Raw genomic sequence first — 22426 nt, forward strand, 5'->3', positions numbered from 1 at the left:
AAGAATCATTTGTATTTAAATAATGTTCAACGGCATTTCTTTTTAATTCGAATTTATATTTTCTAGACATAATAAAACCGCACCTCCAATTGTTAGTTATTTGTCTAACAAATTGGGTGCGGTTCACTTCGTGGAAAAGGTAAGGGCGGTTCTCGGCTAAAACGTTAATGTAATTGTCTTATAACCGCACCTACTACCACCACAATAGCAAGTTAGGTTACAAAGGCAGAAGTTTCTCAGGCTTCTGTCTTCTTTATTTTATGCAAAATTCATACTATATACTCTACCATCATTGTAACACATTTTATTTATTTTTAGTCAAGATAAAAAACACCTAAAGAGTTTCTCTTCAGGTGTTTCTCTATTTTACGCTAATGCAGCTGCATGCTCTTGTTGATCTACAGGAATGACAGCGTCTCTTAATGCTTTTTCTAGTTCTGCTGTGTATTTCATTTGCTCTTCTTTGCTCCAGCCTAGTTTTGCAGCCATGTAGTTGATTACTGCTTCTTTCCACTCGTATACCCAGTGGATGTTGAAGAATACAGCGCCTCTGCGGCGTACGAAGAAGTCGACTGGTTTTGCTGTCATTTCGTAATCCATTGCGTATACAAGTGGGATTAGAACGTCTAGCGGCATGTTGTATTCTTTCGCTTCATCTTTATGTTTTTTCGCTAGGTCAAATAGTACGTCAACGTTAGAGCCGTAGAATTTCGCGAATTCTTCTGCTTGTGCTGTTGTTAAACCGTATTTCGTACCTTCGCCTGCTTTTTTCGCGATAAATGCTGGTAATCCTTTAGAGCCATCTACATGTCCACCAGAGATTGGCATATGTTTCGTTGAGCTCTTCGGATATGCACTATGGCCTTCTTTTTGTAGTAAGTTTGTTACGTAGTCTACTACCATTTCAGCCATTTTGCGGTATCCTGTTAATTTACCACCTGCGATTGTAATTAAACCAGATTCAGAAGTCCAAATTTCGTCTTTACGAGAAATTTCAGATGCACTCTTACCTTCTTCGTAAATTAACGGACGTACACCAGCCCAGCTTGACTCGATGTCTTTTTCCGTAATTTTTACGCTTGGGAACATGTAGTTAATCGCATTAATGATGTACGTGCGATCTTCTGTTGTCATTTGTGGTACAGCTGCGTCTTTATCATAGAACGTATCTGTTGTACCTACATATGTTTTTCCTCCGCGTGGAATCGCGAATACCATACGTTTATCTGGTGTATCGAAGTAAATCGCTTGACCTAATGGGAAACGTTTTTGATCAATTACTAAGTGAACACCTTTTGATAACTGAAGTACTTTTCCTTTTTTCGAGTTATCTTTTTCACGAAGTGTATCTACCCAAGGACCAGCTGCGTTTACAATTTTCTTACCGTAAACTTCGTATACTTCACCATCTAGTAAATCGATTACACGTACACCACATACTTTTCCATCTTTATATAAGAAACTATCTACTTTTGCGTAGTTAACAGCTTTTGCGCCGTGCTCAATTGCTTCTTTCATTACTTCAATTGTAAGACGCGCATCATCAGTGCGATATTCTACGTAGTAACCGCCGCCTTTTAATCCTTCTTGTTTTACAAGAGGCTCTTTCTTCAGCGTTTCTTCACGGTTAAACATTTTTCTGCGCTCGCTTCGTTTTACACCTGCTAAGAAGTCATATACACGAAGACCAATTGATGTACTGAATGATCCGAACGTACCGCCTGTATGGAACGGAAGTAACATCCACTCTGGTGTTGTTACATGGGGACCGTTCTCATATACGATCGCACGCTCTTTCCCCACCTCTGCTACCATTTTCACTTCAAGTTGTTTTAAATAACGTAGACCACCGTGTACAAGCTTCGTTGAACGACTTGATGTACCTGCTGCAAAGTCCTGCATTTCAAACACAATTGTTGATAATCCGCGTGTTGCTCCATCTAATGCAATACCAGAACCAGTAATACCTCCACCAATTACGATCACATCTAATTCTTGTTTATTTACTCCGTTTAATACGTCTTTACGTTGTTTACTTGAAAATTTCATGGTAATTCCTCCCTTTGATAACGAAAAAAGAGACCACAAACTCCGCTATAGATTTCGCCTCTATAGCGTGTTGTGGTCTCTCCAAATCTCCTACCGAATTATTAACTTGTCACCATTATAACACTGTTTATGATTATTTGAAAGCTTTTGTTGCTTCAATTGCTTTTTTCCATCCAGCATATAGCTCTTCGCTTGTTTCCGCTTCCATTGTTGGTTCAAAGCGTTTGTCCATATGCCACTGTTCTTTAATTTCATCTTGGTTTTTCCAATATCCAACCGCAAGACCAGCTAAGTACGCTGCACCTAAAGCTGTTGTTTCATTGATCACTGGACGCTCTACAGGAACATCTAAAATATCACTTTGGAACTTCATTAAGAAGTTATTTTTAACTGCTCCGCCATCAACGCGTAATGTTTTCAGTTCAATACCTGAATCTGCTTCCATTGCGCATAATACGTCTTTCGTTTGGTAAGCTAAAGATTCTAGTGTTGCACGAATGAAATGCTCTTTCGTCGTACCGCGTGTTACACCAAACATAGCGCCGCGTACTTCACTATCCCAGTAAGGTGTACCTAATCCTACGAATGCTGGTACAACGTATACACCGTCAGTTGATTCAACGCGATTCGCATACACTTCACTCTCACTTGCATCTTTAAACATGCGCATTCCGTCACGTAACCACTGAATTGCAGAACCTGCTACGAAAATACTTCCTTCTAATGCATAGTTTACTTTACCATCTATTCCCCATGCAATTGTTGTTAATAGGCCATGCTCAGAAGCTACCGCTTTTTCACCAGTGTTCATTAGCATGAAGCAACCAGTTCCGTAAGTATTTTTCGCCATACCTTCACCGAAACAAGCTTGTCCAAATAATGCCGCTTGTTGATCACCAGCTACACCGGCAATCGGTACATTTTGACCGAAGAAGTGATAGTCAATTGTTTCTCCATACACTTCAGATGATGGACGTACTTCTGGAAGCATGCTCTTTGGTACTGTTAACATGTCTAGAAGTTCATCATCCCACTGTAAGTCGTGAATGTTAAACATTAATGTACGTGATGCATTTGAGTAATCCGTTACGTGCGCTTTACCACCAGATAGTTTCCATACAAGCCACGTATCAATTGTTCCGAATAATAGATCGCCGTTTTCTGCTTTCTCTCTTGCACCTTCAACGTTATCTAAAATCCATTTTACTTTCGTACCAGAGAAGTATGCGTCAATTAAAAGACCTGTTTTTTCGCGAACCATTTCGCTATAACCTTTTTCTTTTAACTCATCACAAATTTCAGCTGTTTGGCGAGATTGCCATACAATTGCGTTATAAATTGGTTTACCAGTCGTTTTATCCCATACAACCGCTGTTTCACGTTGGTTCGTAATACCGATACCAGCGATTTGTTCTGGTTTTACATCTGCTTCGCTTAAGCAAGTTGCGATAACCGCTAAAATAGATCCCCAAATTTCTTGCGCGTTATGCTCTACCCAGCCCGGCTTTGGAAAATGTTGCGTAAACTCTTTTTGAGCTGAATGAACAATTTCACCTTTTTTATTGAAAAGAATTGCGCGTGAGCTAGTTGTTCCTTGGTCTAATGAAAGAATATATTTTTTCATAATGGTTTCCCCCTTATGCTACTTTTCTACTATTTGTATTGCTTCCACTTTTTTTGCTTGTCATATAAGAGATTGCTAGTACAATCACAGTTGCAATAATCACATAAATAAGTGCTGCATTTTGTTTTCCTTCAAATACAACTTGATGGAATAATCCTGCAAGTGATCCACCTAAAATCGGACCTACTACTGGAATCCATGCATACTTCCAGTTTGAACCGCCTTTTCCTGCAATCGGAAGGAAGAAGTGCGCGATACGCGGACCTAAATCACGTGCTGGGTTGATTGCGTATCCTGTCGTTCCACCTAATGATAAACCAATACTTACAATTAAGAAACCTACGATAAATGGATTTAATCCATCTGCAAATTTATTTGCACCAATTGCTAATATACCAAATACTAAAACGAATGTCCCAATCATCTCACTTAAAAGGTTTGCAAATGTGTTCGGAATTGCTGGACCTGTTGCAAATACACCTAACTTTGTTCCTGGATCTTCTGTTTCTTTCCAGTGTGGTAAGTAATGTAAATATACGATAACTGCCCCGATAATTGCCCCAATCATTTGTGCTGCGATATAACCAGGTACGTCACTCCATGGGAACGCTCCCTTAAACGCTAATCCTATCGTCAAAGCTGGATTCAAATGTGCCCCACTAATTGATCCAACCGCGTACGCTGCAACCGCTACCGCTAAGCCCCAGCCCATTGTAATAACAATCCAACCAGAATCTTTCGCAAACGACTTCTTTAAACTTACACCAGCACAAACGCCGCCACCAAGTACGATTAACAACGCAGTCCCTATTAACTCTCCTAAAAATGCTGACATAGTATCCCTCCACAATCAATTTAAACGCTTTCAAATGTGATAGAGGTAAAATGAATGGCCATTCGTTTTTGTCAAAAGAAAAAGACCCACAGCTTTGCACGCTTCTATATAAATTTATATAGAAACAATGAAATGTGGATCTCTACTTTTCTCCGTCACGTTTATTAACTTGTCTATAATGTTAACCGTTAATGAAAGCGGTGTCAACAGAATTATTTCACATTTTCGTCACTTTTTTTGGTAATGTTTCCATAGTTCGCGTTTTGATGTCGTAATTGCTGTCGCACCAGCATTTAAAGCTCTCTCTACATCATCAACAGTACGAATAAAACCACCCGCTAAAATTGGTACACCAGTACGCTCTTTCACTTCAGCGATCACATCCGTTAACGCTCCTGGGAGCACCTCTATATAATCCGGCTTCGTCTTTTCTAAAAGATTGCAACTCTTCTCCATTGCACTCGAATCGATTAAAAAAATACGCTGAATTGCCACAACACCTTTTTGCTTCGCCTTCATAATGACGCTCGCCTTCGTTGAAAGTAACCCGTACGGTCTAAACTCCTGACATAAATACTCCGTCGCATGCCCATCACTCTGCAAGCCATGAATTAAATCCACATGTAAAAACACCTTTTTACAATATTGCTTCGCAAGTGATATAACACTCTTCAATTGACCGACATGAATATCTAAAATAACGATATACTCATACGAACTATGTAATAGCTTTTCCAAATCTTTAATTTGCCTCACTGCCGGCAAAATCTTTTGTTCATGAAATTCCATTCTAAATGTCCCCTTCTTTATGTCATCCTATCCTTTATAGTACACAATTTGAGTGAAAAGAACAGCTGGTGTAGGGGATTTCTTTCATTTTTCTCGTTCTTCTTTTAAACGTTCACTAAAAATCATACGATGTTTCTCACCTATCTACGTCTAGTAAGAGCAAATACATGATGATGAGTAAAGCAAGTTGTCGTTGCGTTGGCTGTGCAACTTGTGCGTTACAGGTTGTAATGGTGCTATTTCATGTGCTATACAATGTAGGTTTCAGATATTTTTCTTCTATAATAATTTCCCGAACAATAATACAAAGAATTAATACGAATAAAGACTAAATGGGGCATAAAAAATACGCTATCCTTTCTTATCAGTCTCCAGAAAGAATAACGTAAAGTTTCATTTTCAAACCTTTTCTTCAAAAAAAGAAGCTAACAATTCAGTGTTAACTTCTCAACTGAAAGCAAAATAGTATCTTTCCTTACCTTCTAATATCTAGGTTGTGATTGAATATTTGTAAGATGAACATCATACATATCAATGATTTCAAGAAATCTATCAGCTTCACGGAAGACATGGTCTGCCAATAATGGGTGGATGATACTCTTTATTTTACATTGCTCAATTAAATCACGTGCTGTTTTCTTAAAGTCCCGAAGAGATGCAACCGACACACGATTTTGATCTAAAAATTGATCTAGAAGAGGGACAGTTTGGGATTGTGGTTTCATTGATTCTAAGTCAATTGCTTGATACATTAATGCATCAAAATCATTGCTAAAATTTCGCGCTGTATCTACAAGCTTTCTTTCCGATGGATCAAGAAGATGGCCAATAAATTTAGCATGGTCTGCCATAATCCTCAAAAAGAAAACATTTTCTTTAATAATAGCATCAGGAAGAGCATCTAATTTTCCTTCATTTAATTCCATTAAACGTTTTCTAAAATAATCAGCTTCCCTACTCGTATGGTCAACTAACAGTGGAAAGTTATTTTGTCCCGGCAATTTACATGTGAGAATCAACCCTAAAATCTTTCGTTTAAATCCCCAAATATTAGTTGCGGCTTGTTGTACTTCTGCATTAAATCTTTTGATTTGCTCAGGATCTGTTTCATTTGTGTAGGAATGCGCTATTTGTTCAATATGTTCAAACAATCGATAAAATTGATTCGCCTCTTCAATTAGTTGCGTATCCTCGCATCTAAACCCTAAGCGAAGAAAAAGAGAATGCTCCTTCATGATTCTAGACCAAAAACGAATTTCATTTAATGAACGCTCAACAAACATTACAGATGTAACACCTGTATCCGGATGTAATGGAGTCTCATCCCTATGCATTGTTAATCCCCCCCAGTAAAATACCCCGCTAGTTCCATTCTTATGAAGAAACATATATATAAATGCCCTCAATAAAAGTTCATAATGAATTTCGTATACATGCTTCCCAACAAAGAAAAAGGCTACCACCTAGATGTAAACTTCTACTAGATAATAGCCTTTCAACATTTCTATTAAAGCAATACAGAATCTTTATCACTATCCTGATTACGTTTCTCGCGCTCTTCTGCTAAGCGCTTCATGTACACTTCGCCTTCTTTTTCAATAAACTCATTATCCATCTCTTGCTCTTTTTTTGAAGTATATAAAACCATGTAGCCACTTAATACGATCCCAACGATTACAAGATACACCCACCATGGTAAAGTTTCCACTCTACTTCATTCCTTTCCTTAGACAAGCCTTATTAGTTTCACTGTATGAGGAAAGAAGTACATTTATGCTTAAAATTTTATCATTGTGGATTCTTCGCGAAGAACGCTTGTACATATTCCATAAACTCGATTGGTTCCTGGCGAAACGGTGCATGGTATCCCTTTTCAATAATATGAAACGTACTATTTGCAAATAGTCCATGATACAGTTCACCATTTTTCCAAGAAACACTCTTATCGTGTCGTCCCCATATAATTAAAGTCGGCACCTTAATTTTATCGGCTTCCATCGCAATGCGGCGCTCTCTCATTTTCGTCAGCTGATCATAGTGCTCTTTATCGTCACGACTATTTTTCACTTCATTTTTATTGTAATCCGTAATCTCAGTTACAGTTTGTAAGTCTGTCGATAACGGCGGCACTTCATAACTTTCTTTTTGCTGGAAAGATTCAATTCCTGTAGAGTCTGCTAAAATGAGATGCGTCACTGCGTCCGGATATAAATACGCTAAATTCAGTGACATCTCTCCGCCCATTGAATGACCGAGCACCGCAAACTGATCGTATCCGAGCTTTTTCATTAACTTATAATATAAATTCACTTGTGCAGGAAACGAATACTCAAAATCAATTGGCTTAGAAGAACGCCCAAACCCTAAAATATCCACTGCAATAATCGTGTGGTCCCGCGCAAGTTCCGGATAAATATCACTAAATCCATCTGAAGAACCACCAAACCCGTGCAGCATAAGTAAAGGTGGTTTCCCCTCACCAATTTTCTTAAAATAAATCGTCTGCCCGTCAATTTGTGCCATACTCTCTTTCGTATTCAGCTTCATCATAACAGTATCTTTTACTTCTCCAACCTTCGCAATTGGCTTATCAACGAAGTTACATACGATAAGTAAAACGAGCACAATACCGCTAATCATATAAAACTTAAACCGTTTCAACATTCCCGTCTCCTTTCTCTTGTTGCTATTTAAAGTTTTTACATTATTTGGTTGTTTTATAATTAATTTTAATCGTAACCGTAATAGTTACAATTATATTAAAAAAATATTACTTACTTCTATTACTGATGGTTATTTTGTAACCATTATAGTTACACATTTAAAGTAAGTCAATTGTTTTTAGTCGTAAAAAGAAAAGAGACCTCGTTGTGAGGTCCCTTTCTTTGTTATTATAGTTGGCTTACTCCGCCGCCGTCTCCTCTATTATCTGCTGGTGCTCCTCCTGTGTCGCCAATGTTAACGTAGTCTGGTCTTGCTGGCGCTCCTCCTGTGTCTCCTCGACTAGCGTATTGATTAGATTCAGTAGAGCTGTTTAATCCTATGGCTAAAGCCCCCAAAAGTGCTAATCCCGTTATTAATTTGCTAAGTTTTTTCATTATTTCAAAGCTCCCTTTTCTAAATATTTTTTATTCGCTTTATTATTTATATAAAAATATTTACTTGCTTTGATATGATTACCTTCTTCATAAAATTGCATTGCTAATTTTTCACTGTATTCTTTTATACATTCTAACAGATTTTTACTTTCAAAATACGCAATGCTTTCTAATACAATTTTCTCCATTTCATTTGCATTAGAGCCCTTATTCAATTCTTCCAATATCATAAAACGATATTGAAATTCTTTATTTTTTAATTCGTTACATATTTCAATTCCCATCGCAATATATTTTTGCGCTAACTCAAATTCACCCAATTTACAATACTCTTCAGCCACTGTAAAAATCGCTTTATAATGTTTAGGTAATTTCTTAACAACTTCAGAAGCATGACGAATGGCTAAATCAGATAGATTTTGAGTACCATATAACCAGCCTAAATTGTTTCTAATCATCAGAACGTACTTTTTATGATTTAATCTTTGGAATACATCTAAAGCAATATTAAAACTTTCTTCAGCTAATTCAAATTGCTTTAATTCTACGCAACATAAACCATATATATTTTCACATAATGCAACATTAATTTGGTACTCAGGATGATTTATAAATTCTTCTTTCGCTTTTTGAATATGGTGAATAGCTTTCACTTCCTGGTATGTATGATAGTAAAATTCACCTAAACGATAATTAAATTCTGCTTTTTCACAAGGATTTTGAATGTATTCTAATAATTTTTCTGCCTGTTCAAATTCTTTACTAGCTTCCTCATAATTTTCAACCATTCTAAAATAAAGCGCTTTAAACAAATGATAATAATAAGCTAGCAAACCTTCTTGCGGAACTTCAAAAGGTTCTACTTGATTAAAGTTACCTTCTTTAATGGAAACCCAATCACTCAAAACTTGATACCTAAAATTCAACAATGCATGATAAAGCAATACATCCTGATCCACATCCAGCCCACTAATCTTACTTTCAATCTCCTCTTTCATTTCTGTGGCCTTCTCTATATTTTGCTGCAACATTACACGATACCAATCATCTAAAGAATGTTTCATTTGCTCCTTTGTTACTACATCTGCTCCCATACACCCGCATCTCCTTTTCTCCAAACTTACAAAATTAGGATATTTATACAATTATCAAAATTGTATAGTATCACCTCTTTTCTATGTATTGAAAAACAATTGTCAGAAAATTTATAATTTAAATGAATTATACCAAATATTTCTATTTAAAAAACTTGAGAAACATTTTTCAGAAAATTTTATAGGGCAAATAAAAGAGCAAGCAGTTTCAGCGTTCCGCTAAAACTACTTGCTCTCCTACTTACTATCTCTATTGTTACTCTTTAATAAATTCCTTCGTACTTCTCACTGTATCAATTGGACGAACTAATTTTTCGATTTCTTCACGTTTTGGCTCTAGGAATGGAGGTAAAGATAATTTTTCGCCAAGTGTTTCGTATGGCTCATCTCCCATAAATCCTGGGCCGTCTGTTGCAAATTCAAATAAGATTTGTGGTGCAACTCTTGCGTATAATGACTCGAAGAAGTGACGGTCTACATAACCAGATGAAGGAAGCCCTACGCTACTGATTCTCTCAATCCATTCTTCTAATACAGCGCGATCTTCTACGCGGAATGCAGCATGGTGCACTGTACCAAAACCTTGTCGTGCTTCTGGAAGAACTGTATTATGTTCTACAATGACAGATGCACCGTTTCCGCCTTCGTTCACTTCAAATAAATAGAATTCTCCTTCTTGCGCAACCTCTTTAAATAATAGAACTTTTTCTAACACTTCTTTGAAGAAACTAAAGTTCGCAATGCGGATAAATACAGGGCCTAAACCAGTAATTGCATATTCTAATGGAACTGGACCTTTTTGCCATGGTGTACCTGATTCGATTCCTTTATCAAGTTCATCTGAGATTAATTGATAATGTTGGTCATCAAAATCAACGAAAGAAAGAGTTTTCTTACCGAATTGTTCTTTAATTCCTGTATGTTCCACTTCCAGACGGTCAAAACGTTTTACCCAATATTCTAATGCTGCATCAGTTGGCACGCGGAATGAAGTTTTTGAAATTTCATTCGTACCGTGTACTCCTTTTGGAATACCTGGGAAGTCAAAGAATGTCATATCTGTTCCTGCACTACCTTTATCATCTGCAAAGAATAAATGATATGTTTGAATGTCATCTTGGTTTACTGTTTTTTTAACTAAACGCATTCCTAAAACGTGAGTGAAAAACTCATAGTTTTTTTCTGCACTACTTGTAATTGCTGTAACGTGGTGAATTCCTTTTAATTGGTTCATTTTATATTCCTCCAATGGTTTTAAAATTTATGTTTTCTCTTCTATTACTTCTCTTCAATAGGTGCTAAATTCGCTTCAATCTCTGCACGCTGATCTTCTAGGAACGGTGGTAAATCAAGTTTTTCTCCTAAATGTTCCACATCTCCATCAACTGTAAATCCTGGTCCATCTGTCGCAATTTCAAATAGGATTCCGTTTGATTCGCGGAAATATAAGCTTTTAAAATAGAAACGGTCGATGATTCCTGAAGACTGGAAGCCTCTTTGTATCACCTGTTCTTCCCAATAAGCAAGCTCTGCATCATTTTTCACACGAATTGCTAAATGGTGAATGCTACCGCGGCCCGGTTTTTCAGTAGGGCCATCTAAATATTTCACAACGATTTCTCCAAAAGCCTCGCCTTTAATGGACTGAAAAATCGCTTCCTCTTCGCTGCGGCTAACCTCTGTATAACCAAACATCTCTGTAAGTGTACTCGCCATTTTATCAAGTCTACGAACTGTCATTTCCACAGAACCCATTCCTTGAATTTGATGCTCTGCAGGAACTTCTGATTTCTCCCAAGTTTCCCAGTGCTCTACTTTTTCTCCGTTTGAAACGAGTAATACTAAGCGAAGACCTTCAGCATCCTCAAATTGCAAAGCAGGACGATTTGCATATGTTGTTATTTCACTATGTTTCACATCAAATGTCTCAAATCGTTCTTTCCAGTAATGCAAGCTATCCTCTGAAGGAACGAGTAACCCAATTCGAGTAATGGCATTCGTACCGCGATATGTTTTTCCTACTAAAGGAATTTCAAAAAACGTTAATTCCGTACCTGGACTTCCTGTTTTATCTCCATAAAATAAGTGATACATTGATGGATCATCTTGGTTCACTGTCATTTTCACGCGACGTAAACCAAGTACATTTTTATAAAAATGATTATTTTTATTTGCATTTTTCGTAACCATCGAAATGTGATGATGCCCTTTAATCTCATACATTGTTTATTCCTCCGTTTCGTTTTACTAGTCAAGTGATAACTAAAAAAATAACATTTCCCACAACTAATATGGTTTTTAACGTTTCAATTTATTCTTCATTATGTTTTTGTAAATTCATCTTAGTTTTTACTGCATAACTTACTTTGTTTTTTATCGAAAGCAACTGAGTGTATGTTTTTCATATGACTCAATCGCTTTCGTTACTATCACTTTACACCTCAAGTGATTAAAAAGCAAGAGATTTATCTCAAATTCGAGATATTTTTTTATTGCATAACATTTTGGACTGGAGAATGGTTTAGTAAATATTAAAAACATGAGTGGAGAAAAGAACAGTCACTCTAAATTAAAGCTGCAACGCCATCAACAAAACAAAACATCATCAAATCAGGAGCTTGCTCACCCTATGAAACACCAGATGAGCAACTTAATGGATTGAAAGGATACCTTGATCATAGATGTTGGTGGTATGAGTTTAAGTAAGATAAGAGACTAGCCTCCTTTTACATGTCATGACAACTACTACGTTAAATCTTACGAGTTTGTACGAGTTCGTTAGTTTTATATACATTCCGTGTGTTTATATTCATCACCCAGTAAAATGTCATTCTCCTAACCTCGTACCTCGTTTTCTTCTTCTATCATTGCACATAGCACTCTATGATGGTTGTACCATCTAGAGTATGCACTTTTAAACAACCTATTCTTTTTCTTTCCACTACAATAATAAGTTCTTTTCTTGTTGACTTGCCTTATGTGCTTTTATATCTTTCCAACTTTAAACATTAGATGCTCTTAATTACCTCATTAACAGATTCACTAAACATATCAGGGTCTTCATTTTTTATATCAATCAATAATTCTTTAATACTAATCGTAATTGATGGATCAAATTCCGAAAGTACTTTTCCATATGCTAATCTTACTTGAGGGTGATTAAGAATTCTATAATGTAAAATTTCTACCCATTCTTTTGCTGAGTTAATCATCTTCGGAACAGCTTTAGCAATACATACAAGTCCTTCTTCTATATTATTTTTATATAAGCTCTCTATTTCATGAATTAAACCAAACATAACCTCAAATTGCTCAGTCTCATCATCCAAAACTAAACATAAATCTGTAATAACAGAGACGTCGTTGTACTCTATTACTTCCATTAATGACTCATTAAAATCTCGTATCTCATTTTCATTTTCTAATAAACGATTATCGTATAGTCTTTTTAGATGACTCTTAATATCCAAAGGTAATCATCCTTTCCATGTTTTATTTATTATATTTTTTGAAACAATACTGGCCCCAGCTTTTTCAATAAATTTAACAGACTCTTTTTTATCCATATTTTCTCACCCCTTCAATTAAACTTGATCTATATGGGAATTTTCTAGCGTATTCAATAGCTGAAAATCCTGTACTATCTTTTTAACTATTTCATTTCATTTTTTATAAAAACAGCCTCACTAAGCGTATTAACACTTAATGAGGCCACTTTATTCACACTATTAATTATGGAACGATGGTTTATAGAACGAACGATTATCAAGAGCAAAGACACGTTCTGTGTATTCGCCTGGTTTTGTGCGTCCTAATGCACGGTCCATCATGTTCATTTTTGCATCTAAGTTATCGATGTAGTGCAGAATTTCTGCTTCTTTTACTAATGGTGGTTTCGGGCTACCCCATTCTGCTTTTCCGTGGTGAGAAAGCACGATGTGTTGAAGAATTAATACTTCTTCTGCATCGATTTGCAGCTCATCTGCTGCTTTACCAATTTCGTTCACCATAATCGAAATGTGACCTAGTAAATTTCCTTCTAACGTATATGTTGTGGAAATTGGACCAGACAACTCGATTACTTTACCAAGGTCATGTAAAATAACGCCTGCATATAGTAAATCTTTATCTAACGATGGGTATAGATTTGAGATAGCTTTCGCTAAATCAAGCATCGATACGACGTGATAAGCTAATCCAGATACGAACTCATGATGGTTCTTCGTCGCTGCTGGATAGTCTAAAAATTCGTTTTGATGCTTATTTAATAAATGTCTTGTTAAACGTTGAATGTTTGGATTTCTCATTTCAAATATGTATTGCGTAATTTTTTCAACCATATCTTCTTTTTTCACTGGCGCTTTTTCTACGAAGTCCGAGATGTCTGTTACTTCATTTTCATTCGCAACTCGGATTTGTTTCACACGTAATTGAATACGGCCTTTGTAGTTTAGAATGTCACCAGCTACTTTCACAATTGTTTCCGCTACATATTGTTTCTCAACTTCTGGTGATACGTCCCACAATTTCGCTTCAATATCTCCACTTGGATCTTGTAAGATTACTGTTAAAAATGGCTTTCCATTGCTTGCGATACCTTTTGTCGCTGTTTTAATTAACAAGAAAACATCGACTTGTTCACCAACTTCATACTCTGCAATTTTCTTTTTCATTCGAATTCCTCCACCAAATCAGTTACTTTTAGTATAGCACACTACAACTCGTTTTCTTTACGCATATGCGTTAATTTTATAATCTGTTTTTCTGTAAAATACGCGAGTAAATGCGCATGACATGTAAAGAATATGACTTGTCTATCCTTTGCAATTTCCTTTATAAGTTCAATCGTACGATTCGTCCTTACCGCATCAAAGTGCACGAAACTATCATCAATAATAAATGGATAATCATGCTCAAATGTTTTCGCTAATGCAAATCTCAGCGATAAATACAACTGCTCAGCTGTCGCTTGGCTTAATTCATGACTATAAAAACGCATACCGTCGTTACGCTCAACGATGAACGGCTCCGCCTCTGACGGTGAAAAGATTTTACTATATCGTCCGCCCGTTAAATACACAAAAAACTCTTCTGATTTTTGTAAAATACGAGGAAGATGTACTTCATGATAATATTGCTTCGTTTTCGTTAACACTGTCTTTGCGGCCGCATACGCAGCCCACTTCTTCACTTGCTCACGCACTTGCGCTTTTTTCATTTCCCATTCATGCATTAAATCACCGTACGTACTACCTTCTTCTAAATTCGCAATTTCCATACGATGCTGTGCAATACGCTCTGTCAGTTCTTTTTCTTGTGCCAGACAGTTTTGCGCGGCTGTCAGTTCTTGCTTTAATTTTTCATCATAACCGTCAGCTTCATAATGTTCAGCTAATGATAAACTCGTTAAACGTTGTTCTAAAAGATCAATTTGCGGTAATAAACGTCCTACTTGCTTCTCCGCATCTTCACGTTTTTCCGCTAGTTTACCTGCTGCTAAAAACATCTCTTCATTTGTAGCTTCTGCAATATGCCATAAACTGTCTCGTTCTACTAGTAATTGCTTTAATTGTTCTTGCATAAACTCATATTCTTCTTGCCATTCCGTCAGTTTTTCTTTTAACTGCTTACAAGTTTGGCGTTTTTCTTTCTCATTTTGCATTCGACTTTGCGCCTCGTGCAGCTTACTATACTCCGCGCTACCGATAACAGTTTCTAGTTTATGTTCAAATTGCGAAATCATTTCATATAATGAAGATTTTCGCGCACCTTGCTTCTCTAATTCACGATATAATTGTTGCATTTTTTCCATACGCTCAAATGCCGGCAATATGTGTGCATACGTATAAAATTCAGGGAACGTATAGCGCTTTTTATACACATTGACTTGTTCGCTCGTGCGGAACGTTTCTCTCTCCCATTCCTCATACGATGAAACGACTTTATCATACGCTCGCTCCATTTGCTGCAATTTATATGACTCACGCTCAAATAACTTACGAATTTCTTCGTCTTTTTCTAACTCATAACGAACAGACATCGCTTCTTCACTTTGTCTCCCGCCAGCACTTTGCTGAAGAGTAAGGAGCTCTTCTTGTAACCCACTTGACGGATCTTTATATAAAACAAGAGCAAGAACAATCCCTACAAAAACAATGACACTAATAAATAAGAGCGGGCGGTTATCTATAAATAAGCTTGTGAATAACACGCCTGTGTTAATAAGAAGTAACAGAAGACAAACTCTTTGCCACTGTTTTTTCTTTTGCATCGCTGCTCCTGCTTTTTCCTCATATTTGCGCTTCATTCTCTCAGCGCCCATACCGATAAACGCCGCATCTTGGAACGATTTTTCTTTCTCAACTAACGTATTTCGCTCTTCATCCGCTAACATTTGCTTCTGAATTTGTCTTATATTTTCTTCTTGTTCTTCTAATTGCTCTTGCGCTACTTTAAAACGATCATCAAGCTGTGCTTTTTGCGTTTCTAATTCGCGCGCCTTTTGTACTGCTTGCGTAATTAACTCTTTCGTTGCCAAACTCATATCAAACGAAAGGACTGTTTCTTTTTCAAAAGTAGCACCGATTTGTTGCTCGAGTTTTGCAAGCTCTTCTTTTATATTCGTAATCGTTCCTGTTATATCACGCATTTCTTGGCGTGCATTTTCGTAAGACATATGCTGCATACGAAGTTCTTCTACATAACTTTCCTTTTGTAAAAATTCTTCATCTATTTGAATCGATTCTATTTCTGACTGCACATTCTCTATTTTTTTATGCAGCGAATCAACTTGTAATTGGAGCGGCTCCATTTTCGCCTTAATCGCTTCATAGCGCGCCATTCCGTTTACAGGGAATTGCCTGCTCTCGTTTTCTAACACTTTCTCATACGCACGCTTTTCAATAACGAGAGGCTCTAGCGCTACTAATATTTCATAATCTTGCTTTCGCTTTTCTGCACTCTCTTTTTCTGCGCGAACAGAAGCAAGTTTCTCTTCACTTTCTTTTAACTGCTCCACTTGCTTTTCATACGTGCCAATTTTCCCTTGCCACTCTTTCATCTTCTCTTCAAGTTTCTTCATCTCTTGCAGTGACACGTTAATTTCCGGTTTACGCCCGCTCGGCTTAAAGCGCTGGTCCATTTCTTTTTCTAGCTTTTTATCTAGCTGTAATAGCGCATCGCTTCCGACTGCACTTGCCGAAAATAAATAATTGCCGATATCCGCTTCGCCTAGCTGATGAATGTTTTGAAGACCATGCATATCAAAAGAAAAGACCGATTCAAATAAACTTTCATTCATCCCGGTTAATATATCGTGTAAAATTTCTTCGCCGCCCGTTTTCCCGTCTTCAAAATAAACAGTTACCTCACCAACAGCCGTCTTTGGCAATCGTTCAATTTTCAAACGGCCGTACTTCTCTGTTTGCACAGTGATTGCTCCGCCATACTTCCCGCCTTCTTTCGGTTCATAACGGCGCTGTCCTCTCGTCGGAAAACCGAATAAAATACTTTTCATAAACGAGCGAATTGTTGATTTCCCTGCTTCATTTTCACCGTATAACACCGTCAGCATTGAAAGGTCCATTTCCACATTTTCTAATTTTCCGTATCCATAAATATGGAGTTTTTCCATTCTCATTTCTTATCCCTCTCTTGCTGGAATAATTGTTCTAAAATAATATTTTCCGCTTCCTTTTGAATCTCTTTCTTCTCTTCTTCTGTAAAAGATTCAATACTATTACGCGCTATAGGAGATATCCAAATACTGCGCAACACGCCGTCCATATTAGTGAAAGCTTCTAACTCCTTCAGCACACTACCGACGAAATGATTTTCTTCTTTCAAACGCTCGATTTCTGCAAAAGAAACCGTCTCATTTTTCCACTTCATCGCATACACGAAATCTTTTCGCTCTTCGCCAGCTGCTAAAATATGAAAAATCTCTTCCACACGCTTTTCGTCACGTAAATACGGAGAAAGTGGGCCTTGTCCTGTAAATACGACAGTTAATAGCGTCCCTTCCTCTTCTCTTCGGCACTCATTCATCGCAGTTGACACACTCGTCATAAGTTCATCAACAGTTTCAAGTCCATCAATATTCACTTCTATCTCACCCCACACAACATCCGCCGTATGGAAAAATGAACAATGCGATCCTTGTTTCGTAAGTTCAATCAGGTATGCACCTTTCCCGCCCGTTTCCTTACGATGGCGCCCTTGTATATTACCCGGATAAATAATATATGGCTCCTCTGATAAAATTTCACGTTTATGTATATGGCCAAGAGCCCAATAATCAAACTGCTTTTCTTTTAGCTCACGAATTTGAAACGGTGCATAGCGATTATGCTCTGCATCACCTTCCACACTTCCGTGAAGCATGCCAATATGAAAAGGCGCATCACTCATTTTCGTATACTGCGCTGTCATATTATCCGTTACCGCTTGCTGCAAATAACTAAATCCGTAAATAGAAGCTAATAGCTCACCATTTTTATAAAATGATTTCTCTTCTACGTAAGGCTCCGTAAACACATGAACATTTTCCGGAAACTCAATTGCTGCCCAGCTTCCCCCTAAATGATCGTGGTTACCGTGAATAATAAAAACAGGGATATCGTACTGCGAAAGTCTCTTCATTTGCTCACGCACAAACACTTGCGCCCTCAAACTTCTCGTCTCCGCATCATACAAATCCCCGGCTAGCAATACGAAATCCACGCGCTCTTGAATCGCTTTATCAACAATACGCTCGAACGATTCAAACGTACTTTGCTTCATTCTCTCCCAAACAGACTGCGGTACATTCATCTCCATCCCTTTAAACGGACTATCCAAATGCAAATCAGCCGCATGTATAAACTTCACTTGTTTCACAAATAACGATCCTTTCTTTTTCCGTACTTTACTACGAATAGTAAATCTAATGTCCATAAAACTTTCACTTTATTTTACCACGCAATGTCATATATTTCTTTGCATATTCTAGTGATTTATGCCAAAATAGTTATAAGATTCTGATTTTTATTATTGGAGGGAATTTTCATGGGAGTATACGTTCTAACAGTCTTTGAAAAAGATGGTTCAAAAGCATTAGACGAATCATTCGAGGCGGCAACTGAAAAAGAAGCGAAAGCAAAAGGTGAATCTATTTTACGAGAAAAAGGATTGTATGAAAAAACACATCGCTGCACATCTTCTGCAGGTAAGCTCGTTTTATTCCAGCGCTAAAAAAAAGAAGCGTCATCCGCTTCTTTTTCACTCTACTATATCTTCATCACACCACGTAAACACCACATCTAGAATGCGATTACCGATACGTACGCGTTTATTCCATTTTCCTGTTTGGATCTGATGTTGCAATTCTGCTTTCATCTTTTCCGTCCAGTCGTGAATCGTTTCACTACCGTCGTACGGATATACGCCCTGAAACTCTTCCTGCAGTAGATGCAAGCTCTCTGCATCAAAATGAAAATGGAAGAAGTAGTTTGCTGTAAGCGATGGTTCTTGCAATCGTAAAAACTGATCATCAATTTGCTTTCTATTTCTATAGAAAGTAAAGATATTCACTTTACCGCTCGTAATTTGGTCAATTTGAATTTCGTGCTTCTCTATAATCACGTCTTGTCCACCTCGTTATATACTATCTTTAGTATATATGTCTTTTGCAACAAAGTTAACCATTTTCGCGCGAAATTCATTTCCTTCATTATATTACCTGTACCTCCATATGCAATCAGAACAAATAAAACAAAGTTGAAGGGGAGCGATCACATGTATTTCGGAAGCAAAGGTTGGTATGTAAAAGAACTAAAAAAATTAGGTATCCGTACTTATGAAGGCAAAAAACTAGAATCGTATCGTACGCATGTGTTATCTAGTTTACTTGAGAGAATGAAGAGAGCTTCGGCTTAATAAAAAATAGAAGAGGCCACTTTTCAAGTGGCTTCTTGTCAGAGTATTAGGAAACCCTTCCATGGTAGTATCTTTATCCATCTCTTTAACATAAGGTTTATCCGTGAGAATTAATTCCGTATGCTCACCAATCCACTTATGTATCCATAGCAAATCTAGCTGCTCGTAAATCAGTGTCATTAATTTCAAATCCACCTCCTTGTAAGGGTTCAACTGCAACATCAACTAGTGTAAAATTATGTCTTTCATTCACAAAGACATTTTTATTTTCCATTAAACCTGCTATGTGCATGGCTATCAATAATCATATTATTCTCCATCCCTTACGTTTTTTTACTTTGTTGCCATTTTTCTTTCTTCAAATACTTCCGTAGCAACTGTCAAAATCGTATTTAAAGCTATTGGAAAACCACCATAAATCAACATTTGCATCATTACTTCTACAATTTCTTCTTCTGTCCACCCTACATTTAAAGCTCCATTAATATAAAACTTAAGTTGTTGCGTATTTCCTAATACCGTTAACCCAGCTACTGTAGCTAATAGACGAGACTTTAAATCTAATCCTGGTCTTGAAAAAATTTGTCCGTAATTAAATTCAACAGCTAATGTGCCTAAATCTGGTGCAATAGAATCTTTAAAACTATCGACAATCGCTTGATAATTCTCCTCGTCTATTTTTTTCAGAATATCTAGACCTTTTCGATAATTCTCTTCATTCCTTACCATTATGCATCGCCCCTTTTCATATTTTCAACCATTTTTAAGCTCTTAACCTCATTTTTCATGTTTAAAAGACTCGTAAATCCTAAACTCACCATCACCATACCTGTTATGCAAACTCCTAGCCAACCCCAATTGCTCCAAGCTAATACCCCTATATACGATCCAAGTGCCCCACCTAAAAAAGTGGCTACCATATACAGTCCATTTAATCTACTACGTTTATCTGGGGAGAGCTGAAATATTCTGGCTTGACATGCAACTTGATTTGCTTGTGTACCTACAGTTACTAATAATGCAGATAAAATTAAAGCAGTTAACCAGTAACCTAACGTAATAGAAATAATAAATGCTATGAATGTAATTGTCATACAAAGAGTATTCGCATAAATTGGACCCTTTTTATCAATTACCCGCCCAATTATAGGAGTAGCAAATGCACCTCCTATTCCAACTAACCCAACTAATCCTACAACATCACTTCCATATGAATAAGAAGGTGATTGTAGAAGGAAGCCAAGAGTTGTCCAGAACACGCTAAATGCACCAAATATCATTCCTTGGCTTATACAAGCTTGACGCAGTACTTTTTCTTGTATAAACATGGGGCCTAATGAAGTCAATAACTCACTATACTTCATAGAAGCAACCCCTTGACTTTTGGGTAGTAAAAGTCTTGTGAGTACAATGATTACCAGCATACTTGCAAAGGAGACCCAATACATTGCTCTCCAACCAAAATGCACGTCAATCAAGCCACTAACAAAACGTGCTCCTAAAATCCCACATACCAAGCCTATGGCTACATTTCCTAGGACCTTTCCGCGCACCTTTTCATCAACCAAACTAGCTACAAGGGGTACAATTATCTGAGGAATAACCGTACAAATCCCTATCAAAAAGTTGGTCACCACAAGCCAAGTCACATTTGGTGAAATAGCGGCTGCTGCTAGTGAAAGACTTACTGCACATAGCAACGTTAAAATTAATTTTCTTCTCTCAAATATGTCCCCAAGTGGTACTACTAAAAGATTCCCTAAAGCATATCCTACTTGTGTTAAAGTGGCTACAATACCAATAGATGCTGCTGCTACATTAAATGTCTTCCCCATGCTTACAAGCAAAACCTGATTTAAATACACATTCGCCACTGTAAATCCACAAGCAACTGCCATGAAAAAGATTACTCCCTTTGTAACTCTTGGGTTTTCTTGTACAGAAGCATTGGCTTTATTCACTTTATTCACCCCCTTTATCAAAACTACAACTTTAATATAAAACAAATATTTTAATGTAAATAGATATCCAGTTATACTAGTATTAACAGTACTACCTTAAAGAAAGGGGCTTTTTATGAACAGTGAACAGGAAAGAAAAAAAGAACTCGGAAATTTTTTGAAGTCTAGACGCAACCGACTTTCTCCACAAGATTTTGGATTACCAATTAGTTCACGCAGAAAAGCCAAAGGATTACGTCGTGAAGAAGTAGCACAACTAGCTAATATTGGGGTAACTTGGTACACGTGGATTGAACAAGGCCGAGATATCCAAGTCTCAATACAGGCTTTAGAAAGTTTAGCTGATGCCTTACGCTTAGATAAAGAAGAACGTGAGCATATGTTTTTATTAGCTCATCAACAGTTACCTCCTGAAAAGCCTTTAAAAACTGATGACGAAGTAAGCCCTGTACTACAAAATTTTATAGATGATTTAAAGTTTTACCCGATATATGTAACAGATCAACTTTGGGATGTTGTAACCTGGAACCGTGTTGCAAGTGCAGTATTTGGAGATTTTGAAACTATGAGTTTCAAAGAAAGAAATGCAGTTTGGAGATGTTTTGCCTCCCAAGAATATCGAACCTTATTAGCAAATGATTGGGAGGCCCATGCAAGGAGACTTTTAGCACAATTTAGAGCTACATGTAGTCGTTTTGTTGGTGAAGAATGGCTCAAAGAAGTAGTGGAAGAATTAATGGCTATTAGCGCAGAGTTCCAAGAATGGTGGCCCGCTCACGATGTTCTCGGTACACCGAGTGGAAAAAAGGAAATCCATCATCCAATAGTAGGCACACTATTATTCGAACATATTACATTCCGGGTGTATGACGCTCCAGACTTAAAACTAACTATGTATCGACCTAAAGACCCAGAAACTTTAAATAAATTAAGACAATTACTACAATTAACTTCCAATTAAATATAAAATACATACTCATACTGATTATTAACATAAGGCCTACACTGCAAATTATGCAATACTAGGCTAAACCTTACAAACTAGAACGAGAAGAATAATA

23 protein-coding genes are annotated in these 22426 nt (G+C 37.1%); 4 read left to right on the top strand and 19 right to left on the bottom strand.

The annotated features are described in order from the left end of the window. Positions 1–366: 366 nt before the first annotated feature. The 11 genes from glpD to PQF83_RS19265 form a co-directional block, all read right to left on the bottom strand. Positions 367–2049: an aerobic glycerol-3-phosphate dehydrogenase gene (glpD, locus tag PQF83_RS19215; RefSeq protein WP_000672807.1), complete on the bottom strand. Its 1683-nt coding sequence runs from the start codon at positions 2047–2049 to the stop codon at positions 367–369. Between the two features lie 133 nt (positions 2050–2182). Next, complete coding sequence (glpK, locus tag PQF83_RS19220; RefSeq protein WP_000759991.1) at positions 2183–3673, bottom strand: glycerol kinase GlpK; 1491 nt, start codon at positions 3671–3673, stop codon at positions 2183–2185. A 13-nt stretch (positions 3674–3686) separates the two neighbouring features. After that, positions 3687–4508 (bottom strand): glycerol uptake facilitator protein GlpF, encoded by an 822-nt coding sequence (glpF, locus tag PQF83_RS19225; protein ID WP_001272193.1) that lies wholly within the window; start codon positions 4506–4508, stop codon positions 3687–3689. 228 nt (positions 4509–4736) lie between these two features. Next, complete coding sequence (glpP, locus tag PQF83_RS19230) at positions 4737–5297, bottom strand: glycerol uptake operon antiterminator GlpP (protein ID WP_000394287.1); 561 nt, start codon at positions 5295–5297, stop codon at positions 4737–4739. Positions 5298–5779: 482 nt separating this feature from the next. After that, positions 5780–6631 carry a DUF2935 domain-containing protein gene (locus PQF83_RS19235; protein WP_000554476.1) on the bottom strand — a complete coding sequence of 284 codons (852 nt, stop codon included), beginning with the start codon at positions 6629–6631 and terminating at the stop codon, positions 5780–5782. Positions 6632–6804: 173 nt separating this feature from the next. Continuing rightward, positions 6805–7005 (bottom strand): sporulation YhaL family protein, encoded by a 201-nt coding sequence (locus PQF83_RS19240; protein ID WP_000449227.1) that lies wholly within the window; start codon positions 7003–7005, stop codon positions 6805–6807. Between the two features lie 80 nt (positions 7006–7085). Further along, on the bottom strand, positions 7086–7958 hold the full coding sequence (locus PQF83_RS19245; protein ID WP_140157328.1) for an alpha/beta fold hydrolase: 873 nt from the start codon (positions 7956–7958) through the stop codon (positions 7086–7088). A 230-nt stretch (positions 7959–8188) separates the two neighbouring features. Then, entirely contained in the window at positions 8189–8395 is a 207-nt protein-coding gene (locus tag PQF83_RS19250) for a Phr family secreted Rap phosphatase inhibitor (RefSeq protein WP_000736509.1), read from the bottom strand. Then, positions 8395–9489, bottom strand: a complete 1095-nt coding sequence (locus PQF83_RS19255; RefSeq protein ID WP_000500571.1) for a response regulator aspartate phosphatase — start codon at positions 9487–9489, stop codon at positions 8395–8397. The genes PQF83_RS19250 and PQF83_RS19255 overlap by 1 nt, the downstream gene beginning before the upstream one ends. Before the next feature lie 256 nt (positions 9490–9745). Then, entirely contained in the window at positions 9746–10723 is a 978-nt protein-coding gene (locus PQF83_RS19260; protein WP_001072547.1) for a ring-cleaving dioxygenase, read from the bottom strand. Positions 10724–10767: 44 nt separating this feature from the next. Continuing rightward, on the bottom strand, positions 10768–11712 hold the full coding sequence (locus tag PQF83_RS19265) for a ring-cleaving dioxygenase (protein WP_000272995.1): 945 nt from the start codon (positions 11710–11712) through the stop codon (positions 10768–10770). Positions 11713–12147: 435 nt separating this feature from the next. Between PQF83_RS19265 and PQF83_RS28600 the strand changes: the two genes are divergently transcribed. After that, complete coding sequence (locus PQF83_RS28600) at positions 12148–12195, top strand: hypothetical protein (RefSeq protein ID WP_242269834.1); 48 nt, start codon at positions 12148–12150, stop codon at positions 12193–12195. 302 nt (positions 12196–12497) lie between these two features. On the opposite strand, the gene PQF83_RS19275 is transcribed toward PQF83_RS28600, so the two are convergent. The 4 genes from PQF83_RS19275 to PQF83_RS19290 all read right to left on the bottom strand — a co-directional run bounded on the left by PQF83_RS19275 (position 12498) and on the right by PQF83_RS19290 (position 18366). Continuing rightward, positions 12498–12959, bottom strand: coding sequence for an Imm30 family immunity protein (locus tag PQF83_RS19275; RefSeq protein ID WP_000351977.1), 462 nt, complete (start codon positions 12957–12959; stop codon positions 12498–12500). 258 nt (positions 12960–13217) lie between these two features. After that, positions 13218–14162 (bottom strand): 3'-5' exoribonuclease YhaM, encoded by a 945-nt coding sequence (gene yhaM, locus PQF83_RS19280; protein ID WP_000726642.1) that lies wholly within the window; start codon positions 14160–14162, stop codon positions 13218–13220. A gap of 41 nt (positions 14163–14203) precedes the next feature. Next, entirely contained in the window at positions 14204–17128 is a 2925-nt protein-coding gene (locus PQF83_RS19285) for an ATP-binding protein (RefSeq protein WP_272792308.1), read from the bottom strand. Beyond that, entirely contained in the window at positions 17125–18366 is a 1242-nt protein-coding gene (locus tag PQF83_RS19290; RefSeq protein WP_002163730.1) for a metallophosphoesterase family protein, read from the bottom strand. The genes PQF83_RS19285 and PQF83_RS19290 overlap by 4 nt, the downstream gene beginning before the upstream one ends. 168 nt (positions 18367–18534) lie before the next feature. Between PQF83_RS19290 and PQF83_RS19295 the strand changes: the two genes are divergently transcribed. After that, positions 18535–18720, top strand: a complete 186-nt coding sequence (locus tag PQF83_RS19295) for a YhzD family protein (RefSeq protein ID WP_000539553.1) — start codon at positions 18535–18537, stop codon at positions 18718–18720. 27 nt (positions 18721–18747) lie between these two features. On the opposite strand, the gene PQF83_RS19300 is transcribed toward PQF83_RS19295, so the two are convergent. Continuing rightward, entirely contained in the window at positions 18748–19110 is a 363-nt protein-coding gene (locus PQF83_RS19300; RefSeq protein WP_000582791.1) for a hypothetical protein, read from the bottom strand. A 153-nt stretch (positions 19111–19263) separates the two neighbouring features. Between PQF83_RS19300 and PQF83_RS19305 the strand changes: the two genes are divergently transcribed. Next, positions 19264–19404 carry a YflJ family protein gene (locus tag PQF83_RS19305; protein ID WP_000273537.1) on the top strand — a complete coding sequence of 47 codons (141 nt, stop codon included), beginning with the start codon at positions 19264–19266 and terminating at the stop codon, positions 19402–19404. 136 nt (positions 19405–19540) lie between these two features. Here PQF83_RS19305 and PQF83_RS19310 read toward each other — a convergent pair whose 3' ends face one another. Genes PQF83_RS19310 through PQF83_RS19320 form a run of 3 tightly spaced genes read right to left on the bottom strand, consistent with a single transcriptional unit; the run spans position 19541 to position 21302 of the window. Beyond that, a complete protein-coding gene (locus tag PQF83_RS19310; protein WP_154214273.1) occupies positions 19541–19705 on the bottom strand; it encodes a hypothetical protein in 165 nt (54 codons plus the stop codon). A gap of 32 nt (positions 19706–19737) precedes the next feature. Then, positions 19738–20133, bottom strand: coding sequence for a carboxymuconolactone decarboxylase family protein (locus PQF83_RS19315; protein WP_000252035.1), 396 nt, complete (start codon positions 20131–20133; stop codon positions 19738–19740). After that, on the bottom strand, positions 20133–21302 hold the full coding sequence (locus PQF83_RS19320) for an MFS transporter (RefSeq protein WP_048519793.1): 1170 nt from the start codon (positions 21300–21302) through the stop codon (positions 20133–20135). The genes PQF83_RS19315 and PQF83_RS19320 overlap by 1 nt, the downstream gene beginning before the upstream one ends. Positions 21303–21480: 178 nt before the next feature. On the opposite strand from PQF83_RS19320, the gene PQF83_RS19325 reads away from it, so the two are divergent. Next, a complete protein-coding gene (locus tag PQF83_RS19325; protein ID WP_001083673.1) occupies positions 21481–22326 on the top strand; it encodes a helix-turn-helix transcriptional regulator in 846 nt (281 codons plus the stop codon). Positions 22327–22426 lie beyond the last annotated feature (100 nt).

It is taken from the genome of Bacillus sp. FF-1 (assembly GCF_028548245.1).
Taxonomy (GTDB): domain Bacteria; phylum Bacillota; class Bacilli; order Bacillales; family Bacillaceae_G; genus Bacillus_A; species Bacillus_A paranthracis.

Bases quoted from the DNA above. Each gene is read 5' to 3' on its own strand.
- glpP (WP_000394287.1), bottom strand. From the start codon at position 5,297: ATGGAATTTCATGAACAAAAGATTTTGCCGGCAGTGAGGCAAATTAAA.
- glpK (WP_000759991.1), bottom strand. From the start codon at position 3,673: ATGAAAAAATATATTCTTTCATTAGACCAAGGAACAACTAGCTCACGC.
- PQF83_RS19305 (WP_000273537.1), top strand. From the start codon at position 19,264: ATGTATTTCGGAAGCAAAGGTTGGTATGTAAAAGAACTAAAAAAATTA.
- glpF (WP_001272193.1), bottom strand. From the start codon at position 4,508: ATGTCAGCATTTTTAGGAGAGTTAATAGGGACTGCGTTGTTAATCGTA.
- PQF83_RS19285 (WP_272792308.1), bottom strand. From the start codon at position 17,128: ATGAGAATGGAAAAACTCCATATTTATGGATACGGAAAATTAGAAAAT.
- PQF83_RS19320 (WP_048519793.1), bottom strand. From the start codon at position 21,302: ATGGCAGTTGCTTGTGGATTTACAGTGGCGAATGTGTATTTAAATCAG.
- glpD (WP_000672807.1), bottom strand. From the start codon at position 2,049: ATGAAATTTTCAAGTAAACAACGTAAAGACGTATTAAACGGAGTAAAT.
- PQF83_RS19295 (WP_000539553.1), top strand. From the start codon at position 18,535: ATGGGAGTATACGTTCTAACAGTCTTTGAAAAAGATGGTTCAAAAGCA.
- PQF83_RS19260 (WP_001072547.1), bottom strand. From the start codon at position 10,723: ATGAACCAATTAAAAGGAATTCACCACGTTACAGCAATTACAAGTAGT.
- yhaM (WP_000726642.1), bottom strand. From the start codon at position 14,162: ATGAAAAAGAAAATTGCAGAGTATGAAGTTGGTGAACAAGTCGATGTT.
- PQF83_RS19265 (WP_000272995.1), bottom strand. From the start codon at position 11,712: ATGTATGAGATTAAAGGGCATCATCACATTTCGATGGTTACGAAAAAT.
- PQF83_RS19255 (WP_000500571.1), bottom strand. From the start codon at position 9,489: ATGGGAGCAGATGTAGTAACAAAGGAGCAAATGAAACATTCTTTAGAT.
- PQF83_RS19325 (WP_001083673.1), top strand. From the start codon at position 21,481: ATGAACAGTGAACAGGAAAGAAAAAAAGAACTCGGAAATTTTTTGAAG.
- PQF83_RS19250 (WP_000736509.1), bottom strand. From the start codon at position 8,395: ATGAAAAAACTTAGCAAATTAATAACGGGATTAGCACTTTTGGGGGCT.
- PQF83_RS19235 (WP_000554476.1), bottom strand. From the start codon at position 6,631: ATGCATAGGGATGAGACTCCATTACATCCGGATACAGGTGTTACATCT.
- PQF83_RS19315 (WP_000252035.1), bottom strand. From the start codon at position 20,133: ATGGTAAGGAATGAAGAGAATTATCGAAAAGGTCTAGATATTCTGAAA.